The sequence below is a fragment of the Pseudomonas sp. NFACC39-1 genome (genome assembly GCF_900110355.1).
Lineage (GTDB): Bacteria > Pseudomonadota > Gammaproteobacteria > Pseudomonadales > Pseudomonadaceae > Aquipseudomonas > Aquipseudomonas tehranensis.
In genome coordinates, this window is sequence record NZ_FODL01000002.1 from 373,191 (window position 1) to 386,275 (window position 13,085).

Consider the following 13,085-nt stretch of genomic DNA (forward strand, 5'->3'; position numbering starts at 1 on the left):
AATGGATTTGTGGTGCTGCACCATACTTGAAGCAGATGATTTTCCCCTGTGGGAGCGGGCTTGCTCGCGAAAGCGGAGTGTCAGGCAATAGGGATGCTGGATGTGACGGCCCCTTCGCGAGCAAGCCCGCTCCCACAGGTTTGGATTGGCGGTGTGTTGTAGAGTGATGGCAACAGGCAGCGTCCTAAGCCACAGTGATTGTCGAGGCGGGGAGGCGTAGGCCTCCCCGCATCGTTTTTGGAAGCCACATGAATATTCTGATTGTAGGGCCCAGTTGGGTCGGTGACATGGTGATGGCGCAGACACTGTTCCAGTGCCTCAAGCAGCGTCACCCGCAGTGCGAAATCGACGTGTTGGCCCCCGAGTGGAGCCGGCCGATTCTTGAACGCATGCCCCAGGTGCGCAAGGCCTTGAGCTTCCCGCTCGGCCACGGTGTGCTGGAGCTGGCGACCCGTCGACGCATCGGCAAGTCCCTGGCCGGTCAGTACGACCAGGCGATTCTGTTGCCCAATTCGTTGAAATCGGCACTGGTGCCGTTCTTCGCCAGTATCCCCAAACGCACCGGCTGGCGCGGCGAGTTCCGCTACGGCCTGCTCAATGACGTGCGCACGCTGGATAAAGAGCGCTACCCGCTGATGATCGAACGCTTCATGGCCCTGGCCTACGATCCGGGTGCCGAGTTGCCCAAGCCGTATCCGCGCCCAAGCCTTGCGATCGACTCGGTGACCCGCGAAGCGGCGCTGGCCAAGTTCGGTCTGAGCCTGGACCGCCCAGTGCTGGCTCTCTGCCCAGGCGCTGAATTCGGTGAGTCCAAGCGCTGGCCGGCGGAGCATTACGCCCAGGTCGCCGAGACGAAGATTCGCGAAGGCTGGCAGGTCTGGTTGTTCGGTTCGAAAAACGATCATTCGGTGGGCGAGGACATCCGCTCGCGCCTGATCCCGGGCCTGCGGGAGGAGTCGGTGAATCTCAGCGGCGATACCTCCCTGGCCGAAGCCATCGACCTGTTGTCCTGCGCCGATTCGGTGGTGTCCAACGACTCCGGCCTGATGCACGTGGCCGCCGCCCTGAACCGGCCACTGGTGGCGGTGTATGGTTCCACCTCGCCGGGCTTTACGCCGCCGCTGGCCGAAAAAGTCGAAGTCGTACGCCTGGGCATCGAATGCAGCCCGTGCTTCGATCGCACCTGCCGCTTCGGTCATTACAACTGCCTGCGCCAGCTCATGCCGCCGTCGGTGAACGATGCCCTGGGGCGTTTGCAGGGCGCACCGGTGGAGGTTCAGTAACTTGCGGGTATTGCTGATCAAGACCTCTTCGCTGGGGGATGTGGTTCACACCCTGCCGGCGCTGACCGACGCGGCGCGGGCGATTCCCGGCATCAGGTTCGACTGGGTGGTGGAAGAAGGCTTTGCCGAAATTCCCACCTGGCACCCGGCGGTGGATACCGTCATCCCGGTGGCGATTCGTCGCTGGCGCAAGAACCTCTGGCAAACCATCAAAAGCGGCGAGTGGCGACGTTTCAAGCAAAGCGTGCGTGCCAAGAAGTACGATCTGGTGATCGACGCCCAAGGTCTGCTGAAAAGCGCCTGGCTGACTCGCTACGTCAAAGCTCCGGTGGCTGGCCTGGATCAGCACTCGGCTCGCGAACCTTTGGCCGCGCGCTTCTATTCCCGTCGCCTGGCCGTGGCTCGCGGTCAGCATGCGGTAGAGCGCGTGCGCCAGTTGTTTGCCGTGGCGCTGGGTTATGACCTGCCCAAAACCATGGGCAGCTACGGCCTGAATGTCGACCGCCTGGTTGAATTGCCGCGCAGCTACCCCTACGTGGTGTTCCTGCATGGCACGACTTGGGAATCCAAGCACTGGCCTGAGCTCTACTGGCGTCAACTCGTTGAGCGCATGGGCCAGTTCGGCGTCGTGGTGAAGCTGCCATGGGGCAGCCCGCTGGAGAAAGCCCGGGCCGAGCGGATCGCCAATGGCATGCGCAACGCCCTGGTACTGCCAAAACTGAATCTGGGCGGGATGGGCAAGGTGCTGGCCGGCGCGCAGGCCTGTGTGGCCGTGGACACAGGCCTGGGCCATCTGGCCGCTGCCCTGGATGTGCCGACCATTTCACTGCTCGGCCCCACTAACCCGGTGCTGACGGGTGCCTATGGCAAGGGGCAAATTCACCTCGCCAGTGATTTCCCTTGCGCGCCCTGCATGCAGAAACAATGTACTTACCCGCCGACCGCCGAAGATGCCCGTCGGTTTGACCTGAAACGCGAGCAGCCCCTGTGCTTCACGCGTCTGAATCCCGAGCGTGTTGCCAGCCACTTGAGCACGTTATTGGCTGAGGAGCCGCGCTGATGCAATTGGCTTTTGTCCTTTATAAATACTTCCCTTTCGGCGGCCTGCAGCGTGACTTCATGCGCATCGCCCTGGAGTGCCAGCGGCGCGGTCACCAGATCCGCGTCTACACGCTGATCTGGGAGGGTGACGTCCCGCCGGGCTTCGAAGTGCTGGTGGCGCCGGTCAAGGCGCTGTTCAACCACCGTCGCAATGAGAAACTCAGTGCGTGGATGGAAAAAGACCTGGCCAAGCGTCCGGTCGACCGTTTGATCGGCTTCAACAAAATGCCCGGCCTGGACGTGTATTACGCCGCTGACGGCTGCTTTGAAGACAAGGCGCAGAACCTGCGCAATTCGCTGTACCGGCGTTGGGGGCGTTACCGCCACTTTTCCGAGTACGAGCGAGCGGTATTCGCCAAGGATGCCAAGACCGAAATACTGATGATTTCCGAAGTGCAACAGCCTTTGTTTATCAAGCACTACGACACGCCGCTGGAGCGCTTTCACCTGCTGCCACCGGGCATCGCCCAGGATCGTCGCCGGCCCGCCGACGCCGATGAGGTTCGTGCCGCGTTTCGTGCCGAATTTGAACTGGCCGATGATGATCTGCTGCTGGTGCAGATCGGTTCCGGGTTCAAGACCAAGGGCGTGGATCGCAGCCTCAAGGCCCTGGCCGCGCTACCTTCGCAGCTTAAAAAACGCACCCGCCTGTTTGTAATCGGCCAGGACGACCCCAAAGTATTCCAATTGCAGAGCGCCGCGTTGGGACTTGGTGACAACGTACGCTTCCTCAAGGGCCGCAGCGACATTCCGCGTTTCCTGCTGGGCGCCGACCTGTTGATTCACCCGGCGTACAACGAGAACACCGGCACCGTACTGCTTGAAGCGCTGGTGGCCGGCTTGCCGGTGCTGGTCAGCGCGGTGTGTGGATACGCCCATTACATCGCCGAGGCCGACAGTGGCCTGGTGTTGGACGAACCGTTCGAACAGGCGCAGCTCACCGAGTACCTGGGGCGGATGTTGGGTGACGCCGACGCACGCGCGGCCTGGAGCCGCAACGGTCTGGCCTTCGCCGAGACGGCCGACCTCTACAGCATGCCGCAGCACGCGGCCGATGTGATATTGGCGGAGCACGCACAATGAAATTGATGCTGGCCGAACCGTTCAAGAGCCTTTGGGCCGGACGCGATGCGTTCGCCGAAGTCGAGGCGCTCAAGGGCGAGGTCTATCGCGAACTGGAAGCCCGGCGCACCTTGCGCACGGAGGTGGATGGTCGTGGCTTTTTCGTGAAAATCCACCGTGGCATCGGTTGGCGCGAGATCTTCAAGAATCTGCTGACCGCCAAGTTGCCGGTACTGGGCGCGGGACAGGAATGGAAAGCCATCCAGCGCTTGCAGCAAGTCGGTGTGCCGACCATGACCGCCGTGGCGTATGGAGAGAAAGGCAGCAACCCGGCCGACCAGCATTCGTTCATCGTCACCGAAGAGCTGGCGCCGACCGTCAGTCTCGAAGATCTCAGCATGGACTGGGTCAAGCAGCCGCCACAGCCGAAGCTCAAGCGAGCCCTGATTGCCGAAGTGGCGCGCATGACCGGCATGATGCACCGGGCCGGGGTCAACCATCGCGACTGCTATATCTGCCACTTTCTGCTGCACACCGATAAGCCCGTGACCGCCACGGATTTCAAACTTTCTGTGATCGACCTGCACCGTGCGCAGATCCGCCCCACCATCCCCCTTCGTTGGCGCAACAAGGACCTGGCGGCGCTGTATTTCTCTGCACTGGACATCGGCCTGACCCGTCGTGACAAATTGCGTTTCCTCAAGGGTTATTTCCAGCAGCCGCTAAGGCGGATCCTGGCCGAAGAAGCTTCGCTGCTGACCTGGCTCGAAAGCAAAGCCAACAGGCTTTACGCGCGCAAGCTGCGGTACGGGGGCGCGCTCTGATGTCGGGTTGGGTACTGGAGCCTTCCTACGCTGAGCTGGCAGAGGATTTCGGCAGTCTTGATGCAGTGTTCGCCCTGGAGGGCGAGCGTTTGACGCGGGACCCGCTGTCCGAGGTGATTCGGGTACAGCGCAATGGCGTGAATTACTATGTAAAACGCTACACCGGGGCCGGCAAGGGGCTGCGGCGATACTTGGGTAAGCCTCGGGTCAAGTCCGAATGGCAGAACCTCAAGCGCTTCGCCAAGTGGGGCATCCCCACTGCCGAAGTCGTGGCCTGGGGACTGGAGCGACGTGGCGCAGCCTATGACCGTGGCGCGATGATCACGCGCGAACTGCCTGGCACCGAAGATCTCTCGGCATTGGCCAGTCGTCACGATCCGAGGCTGGCCAATCGTGCCTGGGTTGACGGGGTGAGTCGGCAACTGGCTGGCTATACCCGGACCATGCACGAAAATCGCTTCACCCATAACGACCTGAAATGGCGCAACTTGCTGATCGACGATCAGTCACGGCTGTTTTTTATCGATTGTCCAAATGGTGATTTCTGGCGCGGCTTCTGGCTCAAGTATCGCATCACCAAAGACCTGGCGTGCCTGGACAAGGTAGCCAAGTATCATTTGTCGGCCACTCAGCGCCTGCGTTTTTACCTGCAGTATCGCCAGCGTAACCGGCTCGATGCGTGTGACAAGAAGCGCATCCGTCACGTAGTGAGATTTTTCGAGGGGCGTGAATGACTGATTTTCTGGCGACTGAAGACCAGTCATTGTTGCAACGCCACGGCCTGGATAGCTTCGAAGCCCTTTGGGAGCTGCAATTGGATGCGGTGGATGAACCCAACACCGCGGGCGGCGGTTGGAGCAGTGTCTTCCGGCTGGAACTGGAAGGGCGGGGTTATTACCTCAAGCGCCAGAGTAATTACCTGACCAGGACGTGGTCCCACCCCTTCGGCGAGCCCAGCTTTTCCCGGGAGTTTCGCAACATCAGCCGTTACCGCCAGCTGGGGATTCCGGCCCTGCAAGCGGTGTTCTATGGTCAGCGCGATGTGGGCGGGGAGGTGCGGGCGATTCTGCTGACGCGTGCCCTGGACGGTTGGGATGATCTGGATTCATTGCTGCAACGCTGGTCGAGCCTGGCGGCGACGCAACGCGCCACCGTCCTGCAGGCTTGCGGGCAGTTGGCGCGACGCCTGCATGGCATGCGTCAGGTCCATGGTTGCTTCTACCCCAAGCACATTTTTCTGCAAGCCACCGCCAGTGGCTATCAGGCGCAGTTGATCGACCTCGAAAAGACCCGGCCGCTATTGTTCGGTCAGCGGGATCGAATCAAGGACCTGGAGCCCTTGCTGCGGCGCGCGCGAGTCTGGAGTGACGACGATGTGCGTCAGATGCTCTGCACCTACCTGGATCAACCGCTCAAGAGTGCACTGGTTGACCGCTGGATGACCCGTCTGACCGCCCGGCGCAGCCATAAGGAGGCTCGTTGATGCATTTATCCGAATTGAAGAACGCCGGCCGCAGCCCCAGCCTGCCTTTGAGCCTGGAACTGGCGGACGCCGCCGGCCCGGCGCAATTGCAGTTGCTCTCCCTGTTGCGTGTGTTGCCGGGACAGCGCTACGTAGGTGCTGGCGTCTGGCGCGGCCGTCCGGTGTTGGCCAAGTTGCTGGTCGGCAGCAAAGCGGGCAGGCACTTTCACCGCGAACTGCAAGGCGTGCGGCTGCTAGCCGAGCAGGGGCTGACTACGCCGCTGTTGCTGGCCGATGGCCTGAAAGAAGGCGAGGGTGGCTGGCTGCTGTTCGAATTGCTCGAGGGGGCCGAAAGCCTTGGGGACGCCTGGAAACAGGTCGAGGGCCTGCCATTGCTCGCCGACGAACAAACGGCGGTATTGGCCGAGGCGTTGGGAGCGATTGCACAACTGCACAGCAAAGGCCTGTGGCAGGAAGATCTGCACCTGGACAATCTGCTGCGCCACGGCGGCAAACTCTACTTGATCGACGGCGCCGGCATCCGCGCAGAAACGCCGGGTCACCCGTTGTCGCGCAACAAAGTGCTGGAAAACCTGGGAGTGTTTTTCGCCCAGTTGCCCAAATCCCTCGAACCTTTCAACGAAGAGTTGTTGGTGCATTATCTGCTGGGCAACGCCGAGCACGCATTGCCCATGGAGGCGCTGCAAAAACAGATCGACAAGGTATACGCCTGGCGCCTGAATGACTTTCTGGAAAAAGTCGGGCGTGAGTGCAGTCTGTTCAGCGTTCAGCGTGGTCCATTCGGTCTGCGGGCGATTCGTCGTGATGAAGAGGCGGTCATGGCGCCAGTGCTGGAGCAGGCCGATGCCTTGCTTGACCAAGGTCACTTATACAAGACCGGTGGGTCGGCGAGCGTGGGTAAAGTCGATGTGAACGGGCGCTCCGTGCTGATCAAGCGCTATAACATCAAAAATTTCGCCCACTGGCTCAAGCGCTTCTGGCGTCCGAGCCGCGCCTGGCATGCCTGGCGCGAAGGTCATCGCCTGACGTTCCTCGGTATCGCCACACCCAAGCCGCTGGCATTGCTGGAAAAGCGTTTTCTGTGGCTGCGCCGCGGCGCCTACCTGGTGACCGAGCACCTGCCAGGGCCTGACATCATTGAGCGCCTGGCCCCTTACGTCGAAAGCGGCGCCGCTCCCGAGCCAGAGTTGCAGGCGCTGGACCGGTTGTTCGCCGGCCTGATCCGCGAACGCATCAGCCATGGCGACTTCAAGGGCCACAACCTGCTCTGGCAGGACGATCGCTGGGCGCTGATCGACCTGGATTCCATGTGCCAGCACCGCAGCCTCTCCAGCTTCACCCCGGCCTATGCCCGGGATCGCGCGCGGTTCATGCGCAACTGGCCGCAGGACAGTGCGTTGTATCGGGTGATTGATCAGCGGGTGCCCAAAGATGCATCGGGGTCTGGTTTGTGCTCAATACCCCTTGAAAAATGAGACGTGACGGTATGCCAGATTACCCCGCGTCGGCTCAGCAATTTTCACTTTTTGAGACTGAAGCCGACAAGCCTGGCGGTCAGCATAAGCCGACGCCGCCGGATGGCAAATTCAGCGACTTTATCGTGTACGTGGATGAAAGTGGCGATCATGGGATGCAGTCACTGGATCCCAACTACCCGATGTTCGTACTCGCTTTTTGCGTTTTTCATAAGCGCCATTATTGCGAGAAGGTCATCCCTGCTTTGCAGAAATTTAAGTTTAATCATATGGGGCATGATCTGGTCGGACTGCATGAGCTGGAGATCCGCAAGGAAAAAGGCGCATTCTCGAGTCTGTTTTTATCCAGGCAGCACAAGCACGCATTTCTTGACGAGCTGACCAGCATTATTGAGGCGAGCAATTTTATCCTGATCAGTTGCGTGATCGATAAAGCGAGGCTGCGTGATAAACAAGGCGGTGCAGATAACCCATACCACGTTGCTTTGGGGTTCTGTCTGGAAACACTTTATGAGTTTCTGAAAGAGAAGACCCAACAGGATGCGTTAACTCATGTGATTGTCGAGCGCAGAGGAAAAAAAGAAGATAACGAGCTTGAACTGGAGTTTCGCCGTATGTGCGACGGCGCTAACCGTATGGGTATTCAGCTTCCATTTGATATTGTCTTTGCGACTAAACAGGTTAACTCTACTGGCCTGCAGCTGGCAGATCTCGTTGCGAGACCTATTGGTATGAGTGTCCTACGTGCAGGACAGGAAAACCGGGCTTTTGATGTGCTCAAGCGTAAGTTCTACTGCAGCGGCGGGCGTGACAAGGTAGGGGAAGGTTTTGAAAATTGGGGGTTGAAGATATTCCCGCTTCCAGAAAGCGAAAAGCCCCGGTGAAACTCACCGAGGCTTAGACGCCGACCGGGATCCCCCAGTCCATTTGCGCGAAGTTTAGGTTGGTAGCCATTAGCTGTCAATGAACACTCCCCCAAGGGCCTGCCGTTTGCAGCTAGAGGCTTGCCGCTGCTTTTAAGCTATAATCCCGCCCTTTAGCTGCCCCGCGCCCCGGCGTGCGGCACATCTTTTTTCGAGGCGTTTGTCGCCTCGCATGCAGACATTAAGAGGCTAGACCCCTGTGGCATTGACGATTCTTGGCCTGTCCGGCGCCCTTAGCCATGATCCTTCCGCAGCGCTGTATATCGACGGCAAGCTGATCGCGGCAGCCGAGGAAGAGCGCTTCGTACGCGATAAACATGCAAAGAACCGCATGCCCTATGAATCGGCGAAGTTCTGTCTGGAACAGGCCGGTATCAAGCCGTCCGACGTCGATGTGGTGGCGATTCCGTTTGCGCCGATCAGCTTGTTCGGCGAGGCGCGCTGGCACTACGCCAAGCGTTACTGGTACGCCCCGGATCGCGCCCTCGATGCGATCCTGATGGGCAACCGTCGTTATAAGCGTTATCGCCGCAAGATCGTCTGGTGCCTGGAACAACTGGGTTTTGATCCGAAAAAAATCAAGATCGAGCCGGTCGAGCATCACCTGGCCCACGCCTCCAGTGCCTACCACTGCTCCGGATTTCAGGAGAAAACCGCGATCCTGGGCATCGACGGCAAGGGCGAATACGCCACGACCTTCTTCGGCTATGGCGAAAACGGCAAGATCCACAAGATCAAGGAATTCTTCGACCCGGATTCCCTTGGCGGCCTGTACGGCGCGATCACCGAGTTCCTGGGCTTTGAAATGCTCGACGGTGAATTCAAGGTCATGGGCATGGCGCCTTACGGCGATGCCAGCAAGTACGACTTCTCGCGCCTGGCCTCGTTCGAAAACGGCGAGTTGGTGATCAATACCGACTACGCCAACGTGATCGGCCTGCGTCGCTATAAAGAGAAGGGCAAGGGCTTCTACTTCTCGCCGAAGTTGATCGAATGGCTCGGCCCGAAACGGGAAGGCGACATCGCCGACGAGCCGTATATCCACTACGCGGCCAGCATGCAGGCGCTGTTCGAAAAGCTCGCGCTGCAGATGATCGACCACTATCTGGGCGACGTGCTCAAGGAGACCGGCAAGCTGGCGTTCGCCGGTGGCTGTGCGTTGAACGTCAAGCTGAACCAGAAAATCATCGCCCGTGACGACGTCAAGGAACTGTTCGTGCAACCGGCTTCCGGCGACGCCGGCACCGCCGTGGGGGCGGCAGCTTATGTGTCCCACGCCCGTGGCGTGCCGGTGGAGAAAATGGAACACGTCTACCTCGGCCCGGCCTACAGCAACGAAGACGTCATCGCCGCCTGCGCCCGCCATCCGAGCAAGCCTGCATGGCGCAAGATCGACAACACCCCTGAGCGCATCGCCAAGATCATGGTCGACGGCAACCCGGTGGCCTGGTTCCAGGGGCGTATGGAGTTTGGCCCGCGTGCCTTGGGCGGTCGCTCGATCATCGGTTGCCCGAGCGCCAGCGGCGTGGCCGATCGCATCAACGAACAGATCAAGTTCCGCGAGCGCTGGAGGCCTTTCTGCCCGTCGATGCTCGACACGGTTGCACCGCAGATGATCAAGGTTGATCACCCTGCGCCGTTCATGACGTTTACTTTCGAAGTGGCCGAAGAGTGGAAAACCCGCGTGCCGGAAGTCGTCCACGAAGACGGCACATCCCGGGCCCAGGTACTCAAGCGCGAATACAACCCGCGCTACTACGACATGATGAAAGCGCTGGAAGTCCTGACCGGCAATGGCGTGTCCCTGAACACCTCGCTCAACCGCCGTGGCGAACCGATGATCTGCTCGCCCACCGACGCACTGAACATGTTCTTTGGCTCAGACCTGCAATACCTGATCATGGAAGATATTCTGGTGGTCAAAGACGGCGTGGATGCCTATGACACGTTCGGCTGAGCGGCACGTATTGCAGTTCTGTCACGGTTACGATGGACCGTTCCTCGACTGCGCCCGTCAATATGCCAGTCTGTTCGCGGGCACTGGCTATCGCGTGACGACGGTGTTTCTCACAGGGGCGGCCGATACGGAAGTGGCCGCCCGTTGCGCCTCTGACGAGGTGCTGTTCATGGAGTACAGCTCCAGTGCGATCAGAGGCCTGAAGCTGGGCGCGATCGGCGATCTGAGAAAGATTGTCGCCTCGCGAAACTTCAGTTTTTGCATCGCCCATCGCTTTAAGCCGATCTATATCACCTTGCTCGCTACCGGCCTGCCGGTAATCGGAGTGCATCATGCGTTGGGGGACTATCAGCGGTTGACCCGACGGGTGTTCGTCCAGTTTTTCCGCAAACGCCTGAGCCTGCTTGGCGTTTCCGATGCAGTGCGTGACGACATTCGCTGTCACTTGCCTAAATGGCCGGTTAGCCGGATTCAGACCCTCTACAACCGTATCGACCTGGAAGCCGTGCAGGCTGGCCTGGTGTCCCGCGACGAAGCGCGGCATAGCCTGGGGTTGGATGCTCACGCCTGGATTGTCGGCAATGTGGGCCGTCTGCACCCGGACAAGGACCAGGCTACGCTGTTGCGAGGATTTGCCCTGGCGCTGGAGTATTTGCCCACCAATAGCCAGTTGGTGATTCTCGGCAAGGGACGCCTGGAACAGGACCTTAAGGAACTGGCGCTGGAATTGGGCATTGCCGACCGTGTGCTGTTGCTCGGTCAGGTGCCTGAAGCGCGTCGCTATTTTCGCGCCTTTGATGTATTTGCTCTGAGTTCTGACCATGAGCCGTTCGGCATGGTGCTGCTCGAAGCCATGGCCGCTGGTGTGCCGCTACTGGCCACCGCCTGCGGGGGAGCAAAGGAAGTGGTAGAGGGGGTCGGCATTTTGTTTCCGCTAGGCGATGCCGAACATATGGCGCAGGGCCTGCAGCACTTGGCGGCCATGGACGACTTGCAGCGTCGCAGGTGTGCAGAACTGATGCTTGATCGCTTGCGTGAGCGCTTTTCCGACCGGGCTGCTCGTGAGGCTTTCTGGCGTTTGCCCCTGGTCGCCGAACTGGCGCCCAGGACCTGATGCGCAATAAGACTTCCCGTTATTTATCAAGTCGTTCGGTGCTGCAAGGAAGACGATGAAAGTTTTATTTTTGGTCCAGAAAGAGCAGCGGGCCATCTTGGACCGCCTCTATGAAGGCGTGGCAGCCCATTGCGAGTGTGACCTGCGCTGGCTCGACAGCAAGGAGCAGCGTAACTTGCGAGGGTATTTCCGGCGTCACGTGGACGTATCGCGTTACGACCGGATCGTATTTTTCCTGCGCTTCAAGCAGGAGATCCGCCAGGCGGCATTCATTCGCACGATCCCTAATCTGGTGATCCTGGAACACGACGCCTATCAGAACTACATACCGTGCAAATACACTGGCAAGTTCAGTGCCCATTATCGTCGTCTGCCATGGGTGCGGGTCATCAGCTCCGGCTTCATGGTTGCTCAACGTCTTCGCGCCGAAGGTTTCGATGCGGTGTTCGTACCCAAAGGCTACGATCAATCGTTATTGCAAAATCAGCATCGCGAGCGGGATATCGAGCTGGCCTTTGTAGGAAGCACCAACAGTGCCGCCTACAGTGGGCGCAAGATACTGCTGGATGAGTTGGCACGCGTTGAACCGCTGGTGGTAACCCGTACCAAGTCCGGGGAAGAGTATTGCGAAACCCTGAACCGCATTCGTTTTTTTGTCAGCGCCGATGTGGGTATGGGCGAGTTCATGATCAAGAATTTCGAAGCCATGGCCTGTGGTTGTGTGCTGCTGGCTTTCGATCAGGGTGTCGATGAAGCGCGTGCGCTGGGGTTGCAGGACATGCATAACGTGGTGTTGTATGGCGACGTTGCGCAGCTTCAGGAAAAGCTTTCCCGGCTGCGAGCTGACCCCGAACTGGCCCATCGTATTGCGCGCAACGGCCATGAACTGGCGCTGGAGCAGTTCAGTTTCGCACGCATTGGGCAGAAAATCGTTGAGGCACTGGAGCCGACCTTGCGGCCTCGTGCACCGTTGAGTCTGCTGGAAAAATTGCGCCTGAAACTGGGCGTTTGACGGGAACCGTTCAGCCATCTGGCGTTCGGATGGCGTTTGACTAAATGGTATTTCAGGTGCAGTTTTCCGACGAAAGTGACATTACCCTGGTGGTGACCAGTTGCGGTCGGCTCGATCTGCTCAAGCGAACCCTTGAGAGCTTCGACCATTTCAACACCGCGCCGATTCGTGAGGTCTTCATTACCGAAGATGCCGGCGACGAGGGTGTAAATGCAGTTATCCCAGCGCATTGGAGGGATCGCTGTACCGTATTCGTCAATCGACCGAAGCTGGGGCAATTGGCGTCTATTGACCTGGCGTACGGGCATGTGAAGACCCCTTACATCTTTCACTGTGAGGACGACTGGGAGTTCTATCGCCCGGCCTTTGTAGAAGACTCGCGCAAGATTCTCGAATTGCGTCCCGAGATCCTACAAGTCTGGCTGCGCAACTATGTTTACGACCTGTGTGTACACAGCCCTTACATTCGCCTGGGCGAGCGTGAGGTGGTCGGTGGTGTACCGTGTTATCCGCTCATATCCGACAAGCCTGAGTGGCAGAGTTTTTCCCTCAATCCTGGCCTGCGACGTCTGAAGGAATACCAGCTGTGTGCCCCGTTTGCGGGCTATGGCGGCGAGAAGGCACTGTCGCTTCGCTATGCGCAACTGAACTTGACGGCGGTCACGCTGGAAGGGGATGCTGTTTTGCATACTGGATTCGGCGTCCATGTCGAGGTCCCTGTCGAGCGTCAGCGCAAAGCGCGTCGCAGACGCAGAGAGCAAATCAAGCTCTTTCTGGTTCTTTTGCTCGGAGTCTGCGTTGGCTGGCTTATCAACTATTAGATGTCTCGAAGCACGAATCCTGGTCGGCGA

At 59.3% G+C, this 13,085-nt stretch carries 12 protein-coding genes; all 12 read left to right on the forward strand.

From position 1 onward, the window contains the following. Positions 1-248 precede the first annotated feature (248 nt). The 12 genes from waaF (at position 249) to BMY45_RS06035 (ending at position 13,055) form a co-directional block, all read left to right on the forward strand. Positions 249-1,283 (forward strand): lipopolysaccharide heptosyltransferase II, encoded by a 1,035-nt coding sequence (gene waaF, locus BMY45_RS05980; protein WP_092395658.1) that lies wholly within the window; start codon positions 249-251, stop codon positions 1,281-1,283. 1 nt (position 1,284) lies between these two features. Then, positions 1,285-2,343: a lipopolysaccharide heptosyltransferase I gene (gene waaC / locus BMY45_RS05985; RefSeq protein ID WP_092395660.1), complete on the forward strand. Its 1,059-nt coding sequence runs from the start codon at positions 1,285-1,287 to the stop codon at positions 2,341-2,343. Next, positions 2,343-3,467, forward strand: a complete 1,125-nt coding sequence (locus BMY45_RS05990) for a glycosyltransferase family 4 protein (RefSeq protein ID WP_092395662.1) — start codon at positions 2,343-2,345, stop codon at positions 3,465-3,467. Before waaC ends, BMY45_RS05990 begins: the two co-directional genes overlap by 1 nt. Continuing rightward, positions 3,464-4,270, forward strand: a complete 807-nt coding sequence (gene rfaP, locus BMY45_RS05995; RefSeq protein WP_092395664.1) for a lipopolysaccharide core heptose(I) kinase RfaP — start codon at positions 3,464-3,466, stop codon at positions 4,268-4,270. Before BMY45_RS05990 ends, rfaP begins: the two co-directional genes overlap by 4 nt. Continuing rightward, positions 4,270-5,004 (forward strand): lipopolysaccharide kinase InaA family protein, encoded by a 735-nt coding sequence (locus BMY45_RS06000; RefSeq protein WP_092395666.1) that lies wholly within the window; start codon positions 4,270-4,272, stop codon positions 5,002-5,004. Before rfaP ends, BMY45_RS06000 begins: the two co-directional genes overlap by 1 nt. Further along, the gene (locus tag BMY45_RS06005; RefSeq protein ID WP_092395668.1) at positions 5,001-5,753 is read left to right on the forward strand and encodes a lipopolysaccharide kinase InaA family protein; all 753 of its coding nucleotides are present in this window, start codon (positions 5,001-5,003) and stop codon (positions 5,751-5,753) included. The genes BMY45_RS06000 and BMY45_RS06005 overlap by 4 nt, the downstream gene beginning before the upstream one ends. After that, the gene (locus BMY45_RS06010) at positions 5,753-7,228 is read left to right on the forward strand and encodes a lipopolysaccharide kinase InaA family protein (RefSeq protein ID WP_092395670.1); all 1,476 of its coding nucleotides are present in this window, start codon (positions 5,753-5,755) and stop codon (positions 7,226-7,228) included. The genes BMY45_RS06005 and BMY45_RS06010 overlap by 1 nt, the downstream gene beginning before the upstream one ends. Before the next feature lie 11 nt (positions 7,229-7,239). After that, positions 7,240-8,112, forward strand: coding sequence for a DUF3800 domain-containing protein (locus BMY45_RS06015; RefSeq protein ID WP_092395672.1), 873 nt, complete (start codon positions 7,240-7,242; stop codon positions 8,110-8,112). 238 nt (positions 8,113-8,350) lie between these two features. Continuing rightward, the gene (locus BMY45_RS06020) at positions 8,351-10,108 is read left to right on the forward strand and encodes a carbamoyltransferase family protein (protein ID WP_047225903.1); all 1,758 of its coding nucleotides are present in this window, start codon (positions 8,351-8,353) and stop codon (positions 10,106-10,108) included. Further along, positions 10,092-11,222: a glycosyltransferase gene (locus BMY45_RS06025; protein WP_092395674.1), complete on the forward strand. Its 1,131-nt coding sequence runs from the start codon at positions 10,092-10,094 to the stop codon at positions 11,220-11,222. Before BMY45_RS06020 ends, BMY45_RS06025 begins: the two co-directional genes overlap by 17 nt. 55 nt (positions 11,223-11,277) lie before the next feature. Beyond that, complete coding sequence (locus BMY45_RS06030; protein ID WP_092395676.1) at positions 11,278-12,234, forward strand: glycosyltransferase family protein; 957 nt, start codon at positions 11,278-11,280, stop codon at positions 12,232-12,234. Positions 12,235-12,290: 56 nt separating this feature from the next. After that, entirely contained in the window at positions 12,291-13,055 is a 765-nt protein-coding gene (locus BMY45_RS06035) for a glycosyltransferase family protein (RefSeq protein WP_092396006.1), read from the forward strand. Positions 13,056-13,085: the final 30 nt, after the last annotated feature.

What these genes read in the sequence shown, in the direction of transcription:
- waaF (WP_092395658.1), top strand. Translation starts at nt 249, where the DNA reads ATGAATATTCTGATTGTAGGGCCCAGTTGGGTCGGTGACATGGTGATG.
- BMY45_RS05990 (WP_092395662.1), top strand. Translation starts at nt 2,343, where the DNA reads ATGCAATTGGCTTTTGTCCTTTATAAATACTTCCCTTTCGGCGGCCTG.
- rfaP (WP_092395664.1), top strand. Translation starts at nt 3,464, where the DNA reads ATGAAATTGATGCTGGCCGAACCGTTCAAGAGCCTTTGGGCCGGACGC.
- BMY45_RS06000 (WP_092395666.1), top strand. Translation starts at nt 4,270, where the DNA reads ATGTCGGGTTGGGTACTGGAGCCTTCCTACGCTGAGCTGGCAGAGGAT.
- BMY45_RS06005 (WP_092395668.1), top strand. Translation starts at nt 5,001, where the DNA reads ATGACTGATTTTCTGGCGACTGAAGACCAGTCATTGTTGCAACGCCAC.
- BMY45_RS06010 (WP_092395670.1), top strand. Translation starts at nt 5,753, where the DNA reads ATGCATTTATCCGAATTGAAGAACGCCGGCCGCAGCCCCAGCCTGCCT.
- BMY45_RS06015 (WP_092395672.1), top strand. Translation starts at nt 7,240, where the DNA reads ATGCCAGATTACCCCGCGTCGGCTCAGCAATTTTCACTTTTTGAGACT.
- BMY45_RS06025 (WP_092395674.1), top strand. Translation starts at nt 10,092, where the DNA reads ATGACACGTTCGGCTGAGCGGCACGTATTGCAGTTCTGTCACGGTTAC.
- BMY45_RS06030 (WP_092395676.1), top strand. Translation starts at nt 11,278, where the DNA reads ATGAAAGTTTTATTTTTGGTCCAGAAAGAGCAGCGGGCCATCTTGGAC.